The sequence below is a fragment of the Methylobacterium sp. 22177 genome, from assembly GCF_052045615.1.
Taxonomy (GTDB): domain Bacteria; phylum Pseudomonadota; class Alphaproteobacteria; order Rhizobiales; family Beijerinckiaceae; genus Methylobacterium; species Methylobacterium radiotolerans.
Window position 1 is genome coordinate 142,072 of sequence record NZ_JBQEPK010000009.1, and the last position, 19,364, is coordinate 161,435.

Below are 19,364 nucleotides of genomic sequence, written 5' to 3' on the forward strand. Positions count from 1 at the left end.
GTCCCATGGACAGGGTCATGTACGCGCTCGTCACCCTGGCGGAGGCGGTGCTCGGGATCTTCGGCGTGCGGGCGCTCTACGAGCAGCCCGCCTACGCGGTCGTCGCGCGCCTCGACCGCGGGGTCGAGATCCGGTCCTACGCGCCGCGCCTCGCGGTCGAGACCGACGCGCGCGGACAGGGCGACGGCGACGCCTTCGGGCGGCTGTTCCGCTACATCACCGGCGCCAACCGGGCCGGGGACCGCATCGCCATGACGGCGCCGGTGGAGAGCGGCGGCCAGCGCATCGCCCAGCGCATCGCCATGACGGTCCCGGTGGAGCGAGACGGCACCGGCACGATGCGGTTCTTCCTGCCCCGCGCGGTGGCGGCGGCCGGGGCGCCGGCGCCGAACGAGCCGGGGGTCCGGCTGGTCGAGGTCCCGGCCGAGCTGGTCGCGGCCCTGCGCTTCTCCGGCCGCCTCACCCCGGAGGCGCGGGCCGCGCAGGCGGGCATCCTCGCCGCCGTCCTGGCGGCGGCCGGCCGCGCACCGGCGGGCGCGCCCTTCGTCATGGGCTACGACCCGCCCTTCGCGATCCCGTTCCTGCGCCGGAACGAGGTCGCCGTCCGCCTGCCGCCGCCGTGAGAGCCGGGACCAGTCCCGACGGCCGGGCGCGGCCTCGGACGCCGCCCCTGAGGACCGGCCCGATTGCGCAATTATCCCGCGATGTCCTTCATAATAATCCCGAAGACTTGCCGCGATCTTCCGCTCTTGTTGTCTTTGCGCCACAGGCCCGATCATTCGAGCCCTCAGGTCGTCCCCGACAGGGATTAAACAGAATGTGAATTGAGATCTGGACCCGACCCGAGATCAGTGAGCCTCTCGCAGCCGACGAGAAGCGGCGCGTGCCTTAAATCCAGGTTGGGGGAAGATATGCGTGCCCTACGAGGCAGCTTGATCGCGTCCGTGGCGCTGTTGCCGGGTGTCGCGCAGGCTCAACAAGCCGTCACCCTCGGCGAGATCAGCGTCGTCTCGACGTCGCCGGTGGGTGCGGGCGGCGGCAATTCCAGCGGCGCCCAGAATCTCGATACGCTCGCCCAGGCCGCCCCGACCTTGCCGGCCCCGGCCGGCGGGGTGCGGCTGCGGGGCTCCGAGCAGCCGCTCAACAAGATCCCCAGCACCGTCGAGACCGTCACGGCGCGGCAGATCGAGGTCGATCAGGGCTCCGACAACGTGATCGCCACGCTGGCGCGGCGCACGCCCGGGGTGAACCTCAACGACTCGCAGGGCAACGCGAACCGGGTCGATCTCAGCTACCGCGGCTTCACGGCCTCGTCGGTGCAGGGCGTGCCGCAGGGGCTCGCCGTCTACCAGAACGGCGTGCGCATCAACGAGGCCTTCGGCGACGTCGTCAATTTCGACCTGATCCCGCCGCAGGCGATCCAGCGCATCGACGTGGTCACCGGCAACCCGGTCTTCGGCCTCAACGCCATCGGCGGCGCGGTCAACATCCAGATGAAGAACGGTTTCACCTGGCAGGGCACCGAGATCTCGGCCTGGGGCGGCTCGGACGCGCGCACCGCCGGCTACCTGGAGTACGGCAAGATCTCCGGTCCCTGGAGCTTCTACTTCACCGGCGACGGCCTGAACGACCGCGGCTGGCGCTACCAGAACCCGAGCACGATCGGCCGCCTCTACGCGGATCTCGGCTACCGCTCGCAGGATTCGGAATTCCACCTGATCGGGCTCGCCGCCCGCAGCTTCTACGGCGCCGCCGCCGCCACGCCGGTGGACTTCACCCATCTCGACCCGCGGGCGATCTTCACCTACCCGCAGACCCAGACGACGCAGGTCGGAACGCTCCAGCTGACCGGCCGGGTCGACATCTCACCGACCTGGGACCTCGCCGGCAACGCCTATTACCGGCGCTTCAGCGAGTTCTACGTCGACGGCAACCAGGGCAACTTCGAGAACTGCAGCAGCCGCAGCAGCTTCCGGGGCTCGCTCTGCTACCAGGACGACGCGTTCAACGTGAACGCGCCGCCCACCAGCCAGGTGGCGGCCCGCCGCGCCTACGCCAACCAGTTCGCGATCCTCGGCCTGAACAACCGGACGATCCCGTTCCTGCGGAACATCCCGTACGGCACGATCGACACGACCCTCACCGAGGCCGAATCCTACGGCGGCTCGCTCCAGGCCGCCAACCGCGACCGGATCTTCGGCCTGAACAACGCCTTCGTGGTCGGCGGCAGCGTCGACGCCTCCACCTTCGCGTTCAAATCGTCCAGCCAGCTGGGCGTCATCAACCCGAACCTGTCGATCACCGTCGACCCGAACAACCCGTACTACGGCACGATCCCGGGCCTCGGCACGCCGGACATCCGCACCCTCGGGGCGATCGGCCTCGCGCCGAGCAACGTCAGCGGCTCGACCCTGTATCTCGGCCTCTACGCCACCGACACACTGGACGTGACCGACCGGCTGTCGCTGACCGGCGGCTTCCGGCTCAACTACGCGCGCATCCAGACCCGGGACCAGACCGGCTTCGCGCCGGACGTGACCGGCGCCCACGAGTACACCAAGGTCAACCCGCTCGCGGGCCTGACCTACCAGTTCGACCCGGCGCTCAACCTCTACGGCGGCTACTCGGAGTCGAACCGCGCCCCGACCCCGCTGGAACTGTCCTGCTCCAGCCCGACCCAGCCGTGCCTGCTGCCGAACTCGCTGGTGGCGGACCCGCCGCTCAAGCAGGTCACCGGCCGGACCTACGAGGCCGGCTTCCGCGGCGTGATCCCGGCCTTCCTGTCGGGCGGCGCCCTCACCTACAAGGCCGGCGTCTACCGCACCGACCTGAGCAACGACCTCTACCAGGTCGCCGTCGCCGGCAACGCCGCCCGCGCCTACTACATCAACGTGCCCGCGACCCGGCGCCAGGGCATCGAGGTCGGCGCCGAGTACGCGGTCACGCCCGACCTGCTGGTCTACGCCAACTACGCCCTGGTCGACGCGACCTTCCAGTTCAACGCGACCCTCTCGTCGCCCAACAACCCGCTGGCGAGCACCGGCGCGGCCGGCGGCGCCGCGGGCGGCGACGTGATCCCGAACGGCGGCATCCGCGTCCGGCCGGGCGACAAGATCCCGCTGATCCCCGACCACCAGATCAAGGCGGGCTTCGAGTACAGCATCACCCCGAACTGGCGCTTCGGCCTCAACGTCTCGGCCTTCTCGTCGTCCTACTACCGGGGCGACGAGTCGAACCTCAACCGCAAGCTGCCGGCCTACTACGTGATGAACCTGACGACGAAGTATCAGGTCAGCAAGAACCTGGAGATCTTCGGGCTGATCACCAACCTGACCAACAACCGCTACGCCACGTTCGGCACCTTCGCGGAAACGGGCGCGGTCGCCGGCAACCTGTCGATCAACGACCCGCGGACCACGACCCTGGCGCAGCCGCTCTCGATCTACGCCGGCCTGACCTACCGGTTCGGGGCGGATCCGGTCCCGATGGCGCCGGAGCCGATCATCCGGAAGTACTGAGCCCGTCCGAGGGGGGAACGACGGAGCGAGGGGCTGCGGGATCCGCGGCCCCTCTTCCGTTTGAGGCATCGCGTCTTCGCGCCCGGACGATGAGCCCGGACTTTCAAACCCAGATGAGTGCGGCGGCCGACCCGATCTGTATCCCTGATCGGCCATCGGCGAGGCTTGCGGGCGCTCCCGTCCCCGTCATCCGATCCCGGAGACACCCATGCCGCGCTACTTCATCGACACCGCCGACCACGTCGCCGTCCGGGACGACGAGGGCACGGTCCTCCCGGACCGGGCCGCCCTGCGGGACCTGCTGCGCCGGACCCTGACGGCGCTCCTGCACGAGGAGGGCGAGGAGACCGGGGTGAACGACTTCACCGCCCGCGCCTACGACGAGGACGGTCGCCTCGTGATGCGGGCCCGGGCCAGCTTCCACGTCGTGGACCCGTAGGGGACGCCCGGCAGGACGTCCCCGCGCCCCGGTCAGGCCGCGTCCGGCATGCGGTCGAGGAGCTTGTCGAGGGTGATCGGGTAGTCGCGCACGCGGATGCCGGTGGCGTTGTAGATCGCGTTCGCGACCGCGGCGCCGACCCCCGAGATGCCGAGCTCACCCACGCCCTTGGCCTTCATGGGTGAGGACATCGGGTCGACCTCGTCGAGGAAGATCACCTCCTGGTGCGGGATGTCGGCGTGGACCGGCACCTCGTAGCCGGCGAGGTCGTGGTTGGCGAAGAAGCCGCGCTTGGTGTCGACGGCGAGCTCCTCCATCAGGGCCGCGCCGGTGCCCATGACCATCCCGCCGATCACCTGGCTGCGGGCGGATTTGGGGTTGAGGATGCGCCCCGCCGCGCAGACCGCCAGCATCCGCCGCACCCGGACCTCGGCGGTGTCGGCATCCACCGCGACCTCGACGAAGTGGGCCCCGAAGGTCGAGACCTGCTGCGTCTTCGAGAACTTGCCGAACTCGATCGCGTCCTCGGCCACCAGTTCGCCGTCGGCGGCGGCCTGGGCCAGCGGGATGGCGCGGTTGCCGGCGCGGACCTCGCCGTCCTCGAACACCGCGTCGGTGGCGTTGAAGCCGAGCTTCTGCGCGACCGCCTCCCGCAGTTTCACGCAGGCCGCGTAGACGCCCGCGGTCGACGAGTTGGCGCCGAACTGGCCGCCCGAGCCCGACGAGACCGGGAAGTCCGAGTCGCCGAGCCGCGCCACGACCCGGTCGAGGGGCACGCCCATCATCTCGGCGGCGGTCTGCGCGATGATCGTGTAGCTGCCGGTGCCGATATCGGTCATGTCGGTCTCGACCGTGACCGTGCCGTCGGCCGAGAGCCGCACCCGGGCGCCCGACTTCAGCACCATGTTGTCGCGGAAGGCCGCCGCCATGCCGTGCCCGACGAGCCACTGCCCCTCCCGGACCTGGCCGGGCTTCGGGTTGCGCCTGGCCCAGCCGAACCGCTCGGCGCCGAGCTTGAGGCAGCCGACGAGGTCGCGGTGTGAGAAGCGCAGGTCCGGCTGGGTCGGGACGACCTGCGTGTCGTTGCGGATGCGGAACTCCACCGGGTCGAGGCCGAGCTTCTCCGCCATCTCGTCCATGGCGACCTCGAGCACCGCCAGCCCCGGGGCCTCGCCCGGCGCCCGCATGGCGTTGCCCTCGGGCAGGTCGAGACGGGCGAGCTTCATGGCGGTCAGGCGGTTCGCCCCCGCGTAGAGGTACTTGGTCTGGTTCACCGCCGTCTCGGGGTCGCCGTCCGGCAGGTTGCCCGACGTGCTCTCGTGCGCGATCGCCGTGATGGTGCCGTCCTGGGTCGCGCCGATCCGCACCCGCTGGATCGTGGCCGGCCGGTGCGTGGTGTTGTTGGCGATGAGCGGGCGCGTCAGCGCCACCTTCACGGGCCGCCCCGCCGCCTTCGCGGCGAGCGCCGCCAGCACCGCGTCGGCGCGCACGAACAGCTTGCCGCCGAAGCCGCCGCCGACGTAGGGCGCGTCGAGCCGGACCTTGTCCTTCGGCAGGCCGAGCATCTTGGCGAGGCTGCCGTGGCCCCAGCCGATCATCTGGTTGGCGGTCCAGAGCGTGACCCGGTCGCCGTCCCAGGCCGCCGTCGTGGCGTGCGGCTCCATCATGGCGTGGCTCTCGTCGGACGTCGTGTAGGTCGCGTCGAGCGTCACGGGCGCCTGCGCGAAGGCGCCCTCGAAATCGCCGACCCGCTCCTCGCCGTCGCCGCCGCTGCCCTCGCCGCTGTCGGCCGGGACCGGCTCGGCGGTCTTCGCCGCGGCGGCGAGGTCGAACGCACCGGCCTCGGGGGCGTAATCGACCGTCACCAGGAAGGCGGCCGCGCGGGCCTGCTCGAAGGTCTCGGCCACCACCACGGCGATCGCCTGGTGGTAGTGCTGGATCACGTCGCCGCCGAACAGGTAGGCGACGTTCATCACGCCGCGCTCGATCCGCGGCGTGTCGAGGGTGGTGACGACGGCGACGACGCCGGGCGCCTGCCGGGCCGAGGCCGTGTCGATGCTGCGCACCCGGCCCTTGGCGATGGCGGAGCCCAGCACGTAGCCGTAGGCGGCGTCGGGGGCCGCGTCGTGGCGCTCGTACGCGTAGGGCGCGGTGCCGGTGGTCTTGTACTTGCCGTCGATGCGGTCGGTGGGCCGGCCGACGACCTTGAGGCGGTCGATCGGGTTCGGGCCCGCGGCGGTGTCGAACTTCATGGCTCAGGCCCTCGCTTGGTTGAGCGCGGCGCCGAGGGTCCGCTCGGCGAGCTTCAGCTTGTAGGCGTTCTCGTGGGTGGGCGCGGCGTCGGCGAAGACCCGGTCGGTCACGGCCCGGGCGCCCTTCGGGAGATCGGCCTCGGCCGCCTCGACCCGCCAGGGCTTGTGGGCGACGCCCCCGAAGGCGACGTGGCCCGTGCCGTCCTTGCCCAGGATCGCCGCCACCGAGACCAGCGCGTAGGCGTAGGAGGCGCGGTCGCGGACCTTTCGGTAGATGTGCGTGCCGGCGACCGGCTTCGGCAGCGTCACGGCGGTGATCAGCTCGCCGGGCCCGAGGTTCGTGTCGCGCTGCGGTTCGTCGCCAGGCAGGCGGTGGAACTCGGCGATCGGGATCTTGCGCGCGGCGCCCCCGGCGTCGATCGTCTCCACGGTGGCGTCGAGGACGCGCATGGCCACCGCCATGTCGCCCGGATGCGTGGCGATGCAGGCCTCGCTGGCGCCGATCACCGCGAGTTGCCGGCTCACACCGTCGAGCGCCGAACAGCCGGAGCCCGGCTGGCGCTTATTGCAGGGCTGCGCGGTGTCGTAGAAGTACGGGCAGCGGGTCCGCTGCAGCAGGTTGCCGGCGGTGGTCGCCTTGTTGCGCAGCTGTCCCGAGGCGCCGGCGAGCAGCGCGCGGGCGAGGACCCCGTAATCCTTGCGCACCCGCGGATGGGCCGCGAGGTCGGTGTTGCGCACCAGGGCGCCGATGCGCAGGCCGCCCTCTTCGGTCGGCTCGACCGCGTCGAGGCCGAGCCCGTTCACGTCGACGAGGTGGCGCGGCGTCTCGATCTGCAGCTTCATCAGGTCGAGCAGGTTGGTGCCGCCGGCGATGAATTTGGCGCCGGGCGTGGCGGCGACGGCGGCGGCCGCCTCGGCGGGCGTGCCCGGGCGCTCGTACGTGAAGGACTTCATGCGCGGCTCCCGGCGACTTCGGTGATCGCCTCGACGATGTTGGAATAGGCGCCGCAGCGGCAGAGGTTGCCGCTCATCCGCTCGCGGATCTCCGTCTCGGTCACCTGCGGGGCGGCGCCGAGATCCGCCGTGACGTGGCTCGGGATGCCGGCCCTGATCTCCTCCAAGACCGCGACGCCCGAGCAGATCTGGCCCGGCGTGCAGTAGCCGCACTGGTAGCCGTCGTGCTTGACGAAGGCCGCCTGCATCGGGTGCAGGTGGTCCGGCTGCCCGAGGCCCTCGACGGTCACAATCTCGGCGCCCTGGTGCATGATCGCCAGCGTCAGGCAGGCATTGATGCGCCGCCCGTCGACGATCATCGTGCAGGCGCCGCACTGGCCGTGATCGCAGCCCTTCTTGGACCCGGTGAGGTGCAGGTGCTCGCGCGCGGCGTCGAGCAGGCTGGTGCGGGTGTCGAGTTCGAGCGTGCGCCGCTCGCCGTTCACCGTGAACGTGACGGTGGCGAGGACCGGTGCGTCGGTCCGCGCGGGTCTGGCGCCCGGGTCCTGGGGCGCGGCTTCAACTCCCAGCATCAAGTCTCTCCGGTTCAGATTACAGAGGCGCGGACGGGATCCCGGTTTCCGGGCCCGGTGCCGACGGGCACCCCGCTCCGGCGGGACACCCGGCGGGCTCGTCCGGGACACACCAGCACCCTGGATTGGCTCCAAGGTAGAGCCCGCGCCGGCGATCGTCAGGGGGGCCGCGCGGCCGGGGCACGAATAAGGGGGCAGGCCGCGCCGGGGCGCCCAAACGAAAGGGCCGACCCGAAGGCCGGCCCCGATCGTCGCGCTGAGGCCCTGCCTACTCGGCCGCGGTCATCTCGGCGGTGTAGTGGCCGCACCAGTCCTGGGCGGCGACCACCGGCCACAGGCCCTTCGACTCGGGCGCGGGCTGGCTGACCGGCGGGTTGAAGCGGCACAGGCCGGCATCGTTCTGCGCGACGGCGCCGTTGCCCTTGTGCTCGTCGAAGAACCGGCAGGTCTCGCACTTGGCGTTCATGGTCAGGCTCCTGTGAGGCCGGCGGCCCGGGGGCCGTCCCGGCGAGGGACGAGAGCTTGGACCTTAGAAGTGATCCAATCTGCGGGGCCAACGTCGGAGGGTTCCGGCGGGTTCCCGGTCGCGGCGGCGGGGCGCTCCCGCTCAGCCGGCGGCCGCGAAGGCCGGCTCGGCCGGGGCGGAGGCCCCGGAGGCCCCGGAGGCCCCGGCGGGACCGCCGACCGCGGCGGCGTAATCGGTGATCGGGCGCGGCCTGCCGAACAGGTAGCCCTGCATCTCGCCGCAGGCCTCCTCGGTCAGGAACTTCATCTGCGCGTGGGTCTCGACGCCCTCCGCGACGACGCCCATGCCGAGGCTGCGGCCGAGGCTGAGCACGGCCCGCACGATCACGGCGGCCTGCGGCCCGGTCCCGAGCTGCGCCACGAAGGAGCGGTCGATCTTGAGCTTGTCGAACGGGAAGGCCTGGAGGGTCGCGAGCGACGCGTAGCCTGTCCCGAAATCGTCCATGCTGATCCGGATGCCGTAGCTCTTCAGGCGGCGGAGGATGCCCACGGCCCGCGCCATGTCGTTGATGATGATGCTCTCGGTGACCTCCAGCTCCAGGCGGTCCGGCGACAGGCCGGTCTCCGCCAGGATCGCCAGGACGGTCTCGGGCAGGTCCGGCTTCTGGAACTGGCGGGGCGAGAGGTTGACGGCGACCTTCAGGGGTTGCGCCCACTGCGCCGCCTCGCGGCAGGCCTCGCGCAGCACCCAGTCGCCGAGCGCCACGATCAGGCCGGTCTCCTCGGCGAGGGGCACGAACAGGTTCGGCGAGACGCTGCCGCGCACCGGGTGGGTCCAGCGCAGCAGCGCCTCGAACCCGACGAGCGCCCCCGTGTGGCCGTCGACCTGCGGCTGGTAGTGCAGGCCCAGGGTGTTGTCGTCGAGGGCCTGGCGCAGGTCGCGCTCGAGCACCCGCCGCTCCTCGGCCTCCTCGTCCATGGCGGGGGTGAAGATCCGGTACGTGCCGCGGCCCTCGGCCTTGGCCCGGTAGAGGGCGAGGTCGGCGCGGCGGTACAGGGGCTCGGCGTCGGTCCCGTGCTCGGGCGCCAGCGCGATGCCGACGCTCAGGCCGACGCCGACGCGGTGCCCGCCCACGCTGAACGGGCTGTCGAACAGCGCGATGAGGCGCTCGGCCAGGGCGCCGGCCTCGGCCGCGCCGCCGGCGGAGAGCACGGCGAACTCGTCGCCCCCGAGCCGGGCCACGGCCCCGTCCCCGGCGATTCCCCGCAGGCCGGCCGCCACGCGCCGGAGGAGCTCGTCCCCGGCCTGGTGGCCGAGGCTGTCGTTCACGCTCTTGAAGCCGTCGAGGTCGAGGTACAGGACCGCGCAGGCGCCGCCGCGCTGGACGATGTCGGCGAGGCTGCGTTCGAGGGTCTCGTGGAACAGCGCCCGGTTCGGCAGGCCGGTGAGCACGTCGTGGCGGGCGAGGCGCGCCACCTCCGCCTCCGCGGCCTTCCGCTTGGTGATGTCGGTGAAGGTCCGCACGAAGCCGCCATCCGCCAGGGGCACGGTGCGGACCTCCAGCACGAGGCCGTTCGGCCGCGCCCGCTCGTGAACCTGCGTCTGCCCGGCCTCGCCGCGCTCGATCCAGGTCCGGATCGAGCGGTCCGGGCGCCGGCGCTCGCGGCGGCTCGCCTCGTGGCGCAGCACCGCCCGGTAGCTCGGCCGCGCCTGCATCATCGCCCGCGGCAGGTCGAGGAGCGCCAGTGCCCGCTCGTTGCACACCCGCACCACGCCGCCCGCGTCGACCATGATGAGGCCCTGGTCCATGCTGTCGAGGGTGGCGTCGAGCAGCAGGGTCTTCTCGCGCAGCATGCGGCCCTGCCGGGCCAGGGCGACGTTGATCCGGCGCAGATGGTCCAGCATCAGCGTCAGCGCCGCGAAGGCCAGGATCACCGCCATCATGCCGGCGATGCCGGCGGCCAGGACGCCGCGGGCGAGGCCGAGCTGCGGGACCGCCAGGGCCGGGTCCGGCACCACGCGGGCGGCCGCCATGGCCAGGAAGTGCAGGACCGCGATGGCGAGGGTCAGGACGGTCGCGGCCGCGAGCCGGGCCCGCGCGCCCGCGCGCCCGACATGGATGGCCATGCCGGCGGCCGCGAGCCCGCAGCCCGCCGCGATCGCCGTGGCGGCCAGGGCCGGGTCCCAGGTGAAGTGCCCCGGCAGCCGCACGCCGGCGATGCCGAGGAAGTGCATGCAGGCGATGCCGATCCCGAGCGCGAGCCCGGCCCCCGCCCCGGCCCAGCGCGACGGCATGGCCCGGGCGAACAGGAACGCCACGGTGGCGGCCGCGATCGCGACGATCAGCGAGAGCAGGGTCGTGCGCGGCTCGTAGCCCAGCACCACGCCGGGATCGTAGCCCAGCATGCCGATGAAGTGCGTGCTCCAGATCCCGGCCCCGATCGAGAAGCCCGACGCCAGGAGCCAGACCGGCCCGTACCCGTCGGCGCGGACCTGGACGCGCTGCTCGAGCTTGAGGGCGACCGCGCAGGAGATCCAGCACACGCAGGCGGCCAGGGCGACCACCCAACCGGTATGTTCCTCGGTCAGGCAAGCGAACGCGCGATACATCGAGGTGCCCCGCCCATCTTCGACGGCGGGAACCTTAACCTGCGGATACTAATCAGAAGTTGCATCGCGCCCGGGCGCCGATCGGCCTCGCGATGCTGGCCCGGCTCTCACGGGCGCCGCGACGGGCCGGTCCGGCCGCAGATCGGGAGTCGCATCTCCCGGCGCCGCGACGGGCCGCCCGCGCCGGTCAGCCGCGCTCGCCGCGAATCTCGACCGGCCGCGTCGCGAAATCCGTCAGGAGTTCTTGGAGCTCGTCCTCGTGGACGAGGCGCGCCGCCTCCTCGGGCGGGAACCATCGCAGCGTGCGCTGGGCCTGTTCCGGCCAGCGCTCGTGCTGGGCCTCGACCCGAAGCGGGTAGACGCGCACCATGCAGGGGAAGGCGCGGCCGTGATCGAAGCGCTTCTGGTAGTGATACCGGCCGACCGGGTTGGCGGCGATCTGCCCCTCGAGCCCCGCCTCCTCGTAGGCCTCCCGCTCGGCGGCCTGATGGGCCTTGCGGCCAGCCATCGGCCAGCCCTTCGGGATGATCCAGCGCCCCGTGTCCCGCGAGGTGATCAGCAGAACCTCGATCCGTCCGTCCGCGCCGACGCGAAACGGCAGGGCCGCCACCTGCTTGAGCGGTTTGACCTGCGCCTTCCGGAGCAGCTTCTTCAAATTCGGCCGCTTGGATGCCGTCTTCAGCGGTGACCTCGGGGATGGAGGGGGGCGGGATTTCTGATGATGCTTGTGCAAGCGACGGACTCCTCACGCTTTTACATAAGTTTAACAGGATCGCATTGCAGCCCACGCGCATTGGCACCGAGCCATGCCTGTAACGCTGTGCTCATCCCCGCCTGCCGGCTTGTCTCGGGCCGGCTTGTCGGCGAAGGCTGACGCGGCAACCGTCCACGAGGCGCGGCATGGCTGTCGAGATCGAGCGCAAGTTCATCGCGAACCCGTCGGTTCTGGCGCTGTGCCGGGCGGGGACGCCCCTGGTTCAGGGCTATCTCTTCACCGACGCGGCCAACACAATCCGGATCCGCCGGGCCGGTGAGCGCGCGCTCATCACGTGGAAGAGCCCGCGCCGCGGCGCCAGCCGGGACGAGATCGAGTTCGCCATCGCGCCGGAGGACGGCGCGGCGCTCCTCGCTACGGTGCCGCCGGACCGGCGGCTCGAGAAGACCCGCTACCGGGTCGCGCATGCCGGGGCGATGTGGGACGTCGACGTGTTCGGCGGGGAACTCGCGGGCCTGATCCTGGCCGAGATCGAACTGGAGCGCGAGGACCAGCCGGTGGTGCTCCCCCCGTGGGTCGAGCGCGAGGTCACCGACGACGCGCGCTACCGCAACTCGCGGCTGGCCGCCGGACCGATGCCGGAGCGGCAGGCAGCCTAGATCCGCGCCGCGTCCGGCGGGTCCGCCCGGTTGAACATCCGGGGACACCCGCCGTTCTAACGGGATGCCCCGGACCCTGATCACCTGGACGCAGGACGAGACTGCCGGCGTGCCGCTCCCGCGCTTCGTCGGCCGGGTCGGGGCGGTCGTCGTGGGGATCTGCGCCTACGACGGATCGAGCCGGTTCTGGACTTGGTGGAGCCCGCTGGCCGAGGACATCTGGGGCCACGGCCAGGACGCCGAGGGCGCCCGGCAGGGCTGCGAGGCCTGGCTGCGCGGATGGCTCGAGAACTTCAGGCCGTTCTTCACCTGACGATTCGGGCCGCGGCGGGCCGCGGCGGACGCGACCGGGCCGTCAGCGCATGAACTGCGGAAGGCGCCGCTTCCAGCGCTCGCCGAGCCGCAGCTCGTTCGTCCGCCGTCCTGCCGTCGACCGCGGCGACGGCCCCTGACCGGTCGCTTGGCCCGTCGCCTGGCCCGTCGCCTGGCCCGTCGCCTGGCCCGTCGCGGCCGGCGGGATGCCGGCGGGCGCCTCGTCCACGGGCGGAGCCGGCAGTGGGGCGGGCGGCGCGGCCGGGCGCGGCGGCGGTGCCGTCGGCCCCTGCGGGAGCGCGTCCCGCGCGGCCGCGCGCGGCCGTCCGCGCCGCGCCCGCGGCGCCGGGACGGTCTCGGCGGCGGGTTCCGTCACGGCATCGCCGGCGACTTCGACGACCGGCTCGACCGGGACATCGAACATCGGCATGAGGCTCGGCAGGACGCGGCGCACCGGTGCGTCCGGCACCTTCCGCTCCGGGCGCGGCGCCGGCGCCGCCTGGGGGGCGGGCGCGGGCGCGGGCGGCTCGAGGGCAGCCTGCGCCAGTTCCGGCCACAGGATCTTGTCCGGGCGCGGTCGCGCCTCGGTGGCAGTCAGCGTTGTGCGGGCCGAACGAGTCTGCTTGACTTCGACCATGAACGGTCGCGCGCTGCGGCGCTTCATGTAAGATGATCCTCGGAAGCATTCGAGCCCGCACTTCGGCGGCACGAACACACCGAGGTTAAGCCTGATCTCGGCCGTTGTCCAGAAAGACGACGTCGTACTGGTCAAATTTCTCTTTAGTCGAGATCGGCCGCGGTCCTTTCCAGGCCTCGGGTCGTGAAACGGAAGTCGTGTACGCCCGAGCACCGCCCGGGCACGGGGTGATCTGTTGCGGGACGGGCGCCGCGCGATCAGGTCTCTCGCGATCAGGCGGCCCGCGCCTGCCCGTGTGCCTGCCCGTGTGCCGGGTGGCGCCGCAGGGGACCGGGCGCCCCGAACAGGGACTGGTACAGCGCGGCCGGCGTCCGGGCCTCGCCGCTGCCGTCCGTGATCGTCACCTCGGCCATGCCGGCCGCGATCAGGCTCATGCCCTGATCCAGGGCGGTCAGGACCGAGGCGTGCTGGTAGGCGAACCGGCGCGCGGACAGGCGTGCGGTGACGGTGAAATGCATGACGACGATCCCGGAAATCCGAATCCCGCCGGGGTTCGGACGGCAACGGCGCGCGCGCGGCACGCTCGGGTGAGGACGGGGCTCCGGCAACGCCGCTGCCGGCATCCGGTCCCGCACCTGCTCGCCGCCAATAAAGTCGTTATCTTGACGAAAGCTTGTTCGTCCCCGCTTTGCACGGAAAAAGGCCGATCACTGTCGGTGCGGATCCAGTGTTTGCCGCCGCTTCGCCGCGGCCAAGCTTCAGTTCAGGAGCCGGCGCCGCTCGGCGACCTGCCGCCGGGCCAGCCGCCGCCCCAGCGCCATCAGCAGCGCGTCCGCCTCGGCCTTCAGGGCCGGATCGCCCAGCGCCGCGAGGGCCCGCTGCGCGGCGAGGGCGTACTCGACCGCCCGGTCCAGGGGCGTCTCGCCGGTGCCGGGCGCGGCCGCGCCGCCGGTCTCCTCGCCCGCGCGCAACGCCGTGATGTCCACGAGGATCCCGCGCCCGCCCGTCGGCCGGCCGTCACGGTCGCTGGTGAAGCGGCCGCGCGCCAGGACCCAGCGCGTCCGGCCGTCGACGGAGATCACCCGGTACTCGGCGACGTAGGAGCTCCCCGCCGCGACGCTGCGGCGGACCAGGCCGACGACGCGGTCGCGGTCGTCGGCGTGGATGGCCGCCTCGTAGTGTGCCATCGGGATCCCGGCTTCCGCCTCGGTCGGGTCGACCTTGAACAGGAGCGCCACCAGGGCGTCGACCCGCACGCGGTCCGTCGCGGGATCCCACGCCCAGTGCCCGATCATGTCGGCGGAATCGAGCGCGATCTGGAAGGCTTCGATGCAGGTCTGACCGACGGGCGCGCGGGTCTTGGGCATGGCGATGGGCGTGTGCGGTTCCGAGCCGGTCGGTCTACGGGGACGGTAGCTGCAACCTCAAGAGTTCTTTGACGCATTTATGCAACTGTTGCGTGCTGGCCACTCGCGTGCCGATGGTCTTCTGTATTATGAATGCTCAAGCCAGCCCGCGCGCCAGAGCCTGACCGCCGATGGGATCGAAATCACCTGTCCGGGGCAGATCCTCCGGGGACGCGGCGCCGGAGGACGACCTGTTCCAGCGCTCCGCCCTGCCGCACGCGCCGGGGGCCGGGCGGCTGCTGCGGCGGATCGCCGAGGCGCTGCAGGTTCCGGCCGCCTCCCTGTACGGCCCGCAGGGTGCGGAGCGCGGCGCCGCCGTCGCCGGCGGGCGTGCCGACGAGGCCGACGCCCTGCTGCACGCCTACAGGCGCATCGACGATCCCGAGATTCGCCGCCGCGTCCTGACCCTCGTGCAGGATCTGGCGGCGGCACGCTGACCGGCACGCCCGTGATACGCCCGTGACGCGCCCGTGACGCGCTTGGCCCGCCACGTGCTAACCTCCGCGGGACTGCAACGCTTGGGCGAGTCGGCATGCTGAACAGACGATCCTTCATGGCCCTGTCGGGCGCCGCCCTCGCGGCACCGGCCCTGGCGCAGGGCAGCGCCGCCCGGACGCTCAAGTTCATCCCGCAGGCCGACCTGACGGTGCTCGATCCGATCTGGACGACCGCCTACGTCACCCGGAACCACGGGCTCGCCGTCTTCGACACGCTCTACGGCACCGATGCCGGCTACGCCGCCCAGCCGCAGATGGTGGCGGGCCACACGGTGGAGAACGACGGCAAGCTGTGGCGCCTCACCCTGCGGCCCGGGCTGACCTTCCACGACGGCAGCCCGGTGCTGGCCCGCGACTGCGTGGCGAGCGTCGCGCGCTGGGGCAAGCGCGACGCGATGGGCCAGACCCTCATGGCCTACACGGACGAGCTCTCGGCCCCGGACGACCGGACGATCCAGTTCCGGCTGAAGAAGCCCTTCGCGCTCCTGCCGGACGCGCTGGGCAAGGTCGGCTCCTCGATCTGCGCCATCATGCCGGAGCGTCTCGCCAGGACCGACCCGTTCACGCAGGTGACCGAGATGGTCGGCAGCGGCCCGTTCCGCTTCAAGGCGGACGAGCGCGTGGTCGGCGCCCGGGTGGTCTACGAGCGCTTTGCCGGCTACGTCCCCCGCGAGGGCGGCGAGCCGCAATGGACCTCGGGCCCGAAGCGCGCCTTCGTCGACCGGGTCGAGTGGCACGTCATCCCCGATCAGGCCACCGCCGCCTCGGCCATGCAGACGGGCGAGATGGACTGGTGGGAGCAGCCGCCGGCCGATCTCGTCCCGACCCTCGGCGGCCTGACGACGCGGATCACCGATCCGACCGGCCTGATCGGCTGCCTGCGGATGAACCAGCTCCAGCCGCCCTTCGACAATCCGGCGATCCGGCAGGTGCTGCTGAAGGTCGTCGACCAGACCGACTTCATGCAGGCGGTGACCGGGACCGATCCCAAGCTGATCCACGTGCCGACCGGCTTCTTCTGCCCGGGCCTGCCCATGGCGAGCGATGTCGGCCTCGACGTCCTGACGCGCAAGCGCGACTACGCGGGCGCCAAGGCGGCGCTGGCGGCGGCGGGCTACAAGGGCGAGAAGGTGGTGCTGATGGGCGCCTCGGACTTCCCGAGCCTGAAGGCGCTCGCCGACGTGGCGGCCGACATGCTCACCCGCGCCGGCTTCAACGTCGACTACCAAGTCATGGACTGGGGGTCGGTGGTGCAGCGGCGCGCCAAGAAGGAGCCGGTCGCCCAGGGCGGCTGGAGCGCCTTCTGCACCTTCTGGGCCGGGCTCGACCAGGCGAATCCGGCGGTCAGCGCCTTCCTGCGCGGGACGGGCCAGAGCGCCGCGATCGGCTGGCCCACCAGCGAGAAGATCGAGGCCCTGCGGGACCAGTGGCTGGACGCCCCGGACACCGCCGCGCGCAAGCGGCTCGCGGGTGAGCTCCAGCAGCAGGCCTTCGTCGACCTGCCCTACCTGCCCCTCGGGCAGTACTTCAACCAGACCTCGTACAAGCCGTCCCTGACCGGTGTCCTCGACGGCGTGCCGGTGTTCTGGAACGTCAAGAAGGCCTGAGGGCGAGGTCTGTAGGCGGTGCGAGCGGTCGAGAGACGCCCGCGCCGCCCGTCGTTGCGGGCGCAGCGAAGCAGTCCAGCGGCACCGCGCCCGCGGATGCCGGGCTGCCCCGGGTCGCTTCGCCGCCCCCTCGACAGATCCGCGCCGTTGAAGCCCGGCGGCGCTTCCCAGCCGCGGCGGCCGCGGGTTAAGCAGGGTCGGCACAGGTCACGACCAGAGATGACCGGCCCGCGAGGAAGCCCGAGACGCCGCGCCTGCCCGCCGCCCGCCCGCGCGGCGGCGCCCGGCGCCGTCCCGCCCCGCGCGGGCCCGGCCCTGACCCGGAGACGTGACCTGGATCGACCCGGACCCCCGCGGGGGCCGGCCTGACCCCGAGACACGCCGCGAGGATAGGCCCGATGACAGGCTCCTTGGACGAGGCCGCCCTGGAACGCTCGGCGATGCGCAGGATCGGCTGGCGGCTCGTGCCGTTCCTGATCCTCGCCTACTTCGTCTCCTTCCTGGACCGCGTGAATGTCGGCTTCGCGGCGATCCAGATGAACCACGATGTCGGCCTGTCGGCGACCGTGTTCGGCTGGGGCGCCGGCATCTTCTTCCTCGGCTACTTCCTGATGGAGATCCCCAGCAACCTGATGCTGGAGCGCTTCGGGGCGCGGCTGTGGATCGCCCGGATCATGGCGACCTGGGGGCTGATCTCCGCCGCCATGGCGCTGGTGCAGGGGCCGTGGTCGTTCATCGGCCTGCGCTTCCTGCTGGGGCTCGCCGAGGCCGGCTTCTTCCCCGGCGTCATCCTCTACCTCACCTACTGGTTCCCCTCCGCCTACCGGGCGCGGATCATCGGGATCTTCATGATCTCGATCCCGATCTCGTCGTTCCTCGGCTCGCCGATCTCCGGCGCGCTGCTCAACGTGACGGGGCTCGGCCTCGCCGGCTGGCAGTGGCTGTTCATCCTCGAGGGCCTGCCGGCGGTGTTCCTGGCCGTGGCGGTGCTGTGGTTCCTGCCGGACGGGCCGCGGGACGCGGCGTGGCTGCCGGCGGCCGAGCGGGACTGGCTGGAGCGGCAGCTCCGGGCCGAGGCCGCGCGCAACACCCGCCGCGGCCAGCCCGCGAAGCCGCCGCTCTGGGACATCCTGCGCGACCGGCGGCTCGCCCTCTTCGCCGCCATCTACTTCGGCTCGACGGCGAGCAGCTACGGGCTGTCGTTCTGGACGCCGCAGATCGTCAAGAGCTTCGGCCTCGGCAACGTCGAGACCGGGCTCCTGAACAGCATCCCGTACGGGTTCGCGTCCCTCGCGATGGTCCTCTGGGGCCGGCACAGCGACCGGACCGCCGAGCGGCGCTGGCACCTCGCGCTCTCGTTCCTGATCCTCGCGCTGGGGCTCGCGGGCGGCACGGTCCTCTCGGGGCTCGGCCCGGTCGTGGCGGCGCTGACGATCGCCGCCATGGGCGTCTACATGCTCAAGGGCCCGTTCTGGGCGCTCGCGACCGAGCAGATGCCGCCCGCCACGGCGGCGGCGAGCATCGCGGCCATCAACGCGGTCGGCAATCTCGGCGGCTTCCTCGGGCCCTACCTGATCGGCGCGATCAAGGACGGGACCGGCAGCTTCACCTTGAGCCTTCTGCCCCTGGTGATCTTCGCCCTGCTCTCGGCCGCCCTGTCGCTGGTGCCGGGCCGCGCCCCGCGTCCGGACCAGGGCACGCCGCGGCCGTCGACCGTCTGAGCCCGGCCGGGCGGCGAACCGAGGCCGGGACCGGCCGGTTGGCTCCGGTACAGCCGTCGCCCGGCGCGGGGCCGATCCGGACCGGATCGGGGCCCGCGGGCCGGGCGCGGCGATGAGCGGGAGCCGGACCCATGAAGCTCGACGACGCCTTGCGGGACGCCATCCTGGCGGAACTGACGCGCCAGGCCGAGGCGGAGGATCCCGCGCCGCAGGTCGACCTGTCGGAGCCGGGCTACGCGCAGATCTCGGGGCGGATCGACCTCGAGGCCCTGCTGATGGTGATCGCCGGCGCGGTCGCCGGCGGGCCGTGACCGAGTCGCCGCCGGGAGATCGCCGTGCCCCAGCTCAACGCCATCTTGGAGACGGCGCTGTACGTCGCGGACCTCGACCGCGCCGAGGCCTTCTACCGCGACACGATGGGATTGCGCTGCCTCTTCACCGACTTCCGCATGCGCGCCTTCGACGTCGGCGGCCGCGGCGTCCTCCTGCTCTTCCCGGAAGGCGGGTCCCTGCAGCCGATCGAGACGCCGGGCGGTCTCATCCCGCCCCATGACGGCCGCGGCCCGGCCCATATCGCGTTCTCGATCGACGCGGACGCCCTCGCGTCCTGGGAGGATCATCTCGCGGCCGCCGGCGTGGCCGTCGAGGGCCGTACCCGCTGGCCGCGGGGCGGCGTCAGCGTCTACTTCCGCGACCCGGACGGGCACCTGCTCGAGCTGGCCACTCCCGGCCTCTGGAAGGGCTACTGAGGCGGCGCCGGGCCGCGATCCGGCCGCCCGAACGGCGACGGGGCCGCCTCCTCTCGGAAGCGGCCCCGCGCGTGTTCGGTCCGGCGCGACGGTCGCGATGCGACCGTCGCGGTGTGGTCTCAGTACGAGCCGAACTTGTAGTTCAGGCCGGCGCGGACGACGGCGAACTCGTCGGAGCGGCGGCCGATGCCGCTGTAGACGACCGGGAAGTTGTTGGCGGCGTTGATGACGAACGCGCCCTGGTTGCGGG

At 72.1% G+C, this 19,364-nt stretch carries 19 protein-coding genes and 1 pseudogene; 10 read left to right on the forward strand and 10 right to left on the reverse strand.

Annotated elements, in window-relative coordinates:
- The first annotated feature begins 5 nt into the window (after window positions 1–5).
- From ACTJK8_RS11685 to ACTJK8_RS11695, 3 genes are all read left to right on the forward strand, one after another.
- Window positions 6–623, forward strand: coding sequence for an SOUL family heme-binding protein (locus ACTJK8_RS11685; protein WP_063111781.1), 618 nt, complete (start codon window positions 6–8; stop codon window positions 621–623).
- A gap of 288 nt (window positions 624–911) precedes the next feature.
- A complete protein-coding gene (locus ACTJK8_RS11690; RefSeq protein ID WP_440761949.1) occupies window positions 912–3,518 on the forward strand; it encodes a TonB-dependent receptor in 2,607 nt (868 codons plus the stop codon).
- Between the two features lie 208 nt (window positions 3,519–3,726).
- On the forward strand, window positions 3,727–3,957 hold the full coding sequence (locus ACTJK8_RS11695) for a DUF6894 family protein (RefSeq protein WP_440761950.1): 231 nt from the start codon (window positions 3,727–3,729) through the stop codon (window positions 3,955–3,957).
- A 32-nt stretch (window positions 3,958–3,989) separates the two neighbouring features.
- Here the strand turns inward: ACTJK8_RS11695 and paoC are convergent, their stop codons facing one another.
- The 6 genes from paoC to ACTJK8_RS11725 form a co-directional block, all read right to left on the reverse strand.
- Complete coding sequence (gene paoC / locus ACTJK8_RS11700; protein WP_012321184.1) at window positions 3,990–6,209, reverse strand: aldehyde oxidoreductase molybdenum-binding subunit PaoC; 2,220 nt, start codon at window positions 6,207–6,209, stop codon at window positions 3,990–3,992.
- Between the two features lie 3 nt (window positions 6,210–6,212).
- Window positions 6,213–7,163 (reverse strand): FAD binding domain-containing protein, encoded by a 951-nt coding sequence (locus ACTJK8_RS11705; protein ID WP_012321183.1) that lies wholly within the window; start codon window positions 7,161–7,163, stop codon window positions 6,213–6,215.
- Window positions 7,160–7,735, reverse strand: a complete 576-nt coding sequence (gene paoA, locus ACTJK8_RS11710; RefSeq protein WP_012321182.1) for an aldehyde dehydrogenase iron-sulfur subunit PaoA — start codon at window positions 7,733–7,735, stop codon at window positions 7,160–7,162. The genes ACTJK8_RS11705 and paoA overlap by 4 nt, the downstream gene beginning before the upstream one ends.
- A gap of 268 nt (window positions 7,736–8,003) precedes the next feature.
- Window positions 8,004–8,201 (reverse strand): hypothetical protein, encoded by a 198-nt coding sequence (locus ACTJK8_RS11715; RefSeq protein ID WP_012321181.1) that lies wholly within the window; start codon window positions 8,199–8,201, stop codon window positions 8,004–8,006.
- A gap of 141 nt (window positions 8,202–8,342) precedes the next feature.
- Window positions 8,343–10,811, reverse strand: a complete 2,469-nt coding sequence (locus ACTJK8_RS11720) for a bifunctional diguanylate cyclase/phosphodiesterase (protein WP_440761951.1) — start codon at window positions 10,809–10,811, stop codon at window positions 8,343–8,345.
- Between the two features lie 187 nt (window positions 10,812–10,998).
- Window positions 10,999–11,466 carry an NUDIX hydrolase gene (locus tag ACTJK8_RS11725; protein ID WP_024828885.1) on the reverse strand — a complete coding sequence of 156 codons (468 nt, stop codon included), beginning with the start codon at window positions 11,464–11,466 and terminating at the stop codon, window positions 10,999–11,001.
- 245 nt (window positions 11,467–11,711) lie between these two features.
- Here ACTJK8_RS11725 and ACTJK8_RS11730 point away from each other — a divergent pair, with 245 nt between their 5' ends.
- Complete coding sequence (locus ACTJK8_RS11730; RefSeq protein WP_024828886.1) at window positions 11,712–12,185, forward strand: CYTH domain-containing protein; 474 nt, start codon at window positions 11,712–11,714, stop codon at window positions 12,183–12,185.
- A gap of 64 nt (window positions 12,186–12,249) precedes the next feature.
- Window positions 12,250–12,498 (forward strand): hypothetical protein, encoded by a 249-nt coding sequence (locus tag ACTJK8_RS11735; protein WP_012321177.1) that lies wholly within the window; start codon window positions 12,250–12,252, stop codon window positions 12,496–12,498.
- A gap of 42 nt (window positions 12,499–12,540) precedes the next feature.
- Here ACTJK8_RS11735 and ACTJK8_RS11740 read toward each other — a convergent pair whose 3' ends face one another.
- From ACTJK8_RS11740 to ACTJK8_RS11750, 3 genes are all read right to left on the reverse strand, one after another.
- Window positions 12,541–13,161: a hypothetical protein gene (locus tag ACTJK8_RS11740; RefSeq protein ID WP_440761952.1), complete on the reverse strand. Its 621-nt coding sequence runs from the start codon at window positions 13,159–13,161 to the stop codon at window positions 12,541–12,543.
- Window positions 13,162–13,406: 245 nt separating this feature from the next.
- Window positions 13,407–13,652: a hypothetical protein gene (locus tag ACTJK8_RS11745; protein ID WP_012321175.1), complete on the reverse strand. Its 246-nt coding sequence runs from the start codon at window positions 13,650–13,652 to the stop codon at window positions 13,407–13,409.
- Between the two features lie 240 nt (window positions 13,653–13,892).
- Window positions 13,893–14,501 carry a PAS domain-containing protein gene (locus tag ACTJK8_RS11750; protein WP_440761953.1) on the reverse strand — a complete coding sequence of 203 codons (609 nt, stop codon included), beginning with the start codon at window positions 14,499–14,501 and terminating at the stop codon, window positions 13,893–13,895.
- Window positions 14,502–14,671: 170 nt separating this feature from the next.
- Between ACTJK8_RS11750 and ACTJK8_RS11755 the strand changes: the two genes are divergently transcribed.
- The 5 genes from ACTJK8_RS11755 to ACTJK8_RS11775 all read left to right on the forward strand — a co-directional run bounded on the left by ACTJK8_RS11755 (window position 14,672) and on the right by ACTJK8_RS11775 (window position 19,114).
- Window positions 14,672–14,977, forward strand: coding sequence for a hypothetical protein (locus tag ACTJK8_RS11755; RefSeq protein ID WP_053622617.1), 306 nt, complete (start codon window positions 14,672–14,674; stop codon window positions 14,975–14,977).
- A 95-nt stretch (window positions 14,978–15,072) separates the two neighbouring features.
- Window positions 15,073–16,644: an ABC transporter substrate-binding protein gene (locus ACTJK8_RS11760; RefSeq protein WP_440761954.1), complete on the forward strand. Its 1,572-nt coding sequence runs from the start codon at window positions 15,073–15,075 to the stop codon at window positions 16,642–16,644.
- A 398-nt stretch (window positions 16,645–17,042) separates the two neighbouring features.
- Window positions 17,043–18,365, forward strand: coding sequence for an MFS transporter (locus ACTJK8_RS11765; protein WP_012321171.1), 1,323 nt, complete (start codon window positions 17,043–17,045; stop codon window positions 18,363–18,365).
- A gap of 131 nt (window positions 18,366–18,496) precedes the next feature.
- Window positions 18,497–18,676 carry a hypothetical protein gene (locus tag ACTJK8_RS11770; protein WP_440761955.1) on the forward strand — a complete coding sequence of 60 codons (180 nt, stop codon included), beginning with the start codon at window positions 18,497–18,499 and terminating at the stop codon, window positions 18,674–18,676.
- A gap of 24 nt (window positions 18,677–18,700) precedes the next feature.
- Window positions 18,701–19,114 carry a VOC family protein gene (locus ACTJK8_RS11775; protein WP_012321169.1) on the forward strand — a complete coding sequence of 138 codons (414 nt, stop codon included), beginning with the start codon at window positions 18,701–18,703 and terminating at the stop codon, window positions 19,112–19,114.
- Between the two features lie 119 nt (window positions 19,115–19,233).
- Here the strand turns inward: ACTJK8_RS11775 and ACTJK8_RS11780 are convergent.
- Window positions 19,234–19,364 (reverse strand): annotated as a pseudogene (locus tag ACTJK8_RS11780) (porin family protein); the annotation flags it as partial.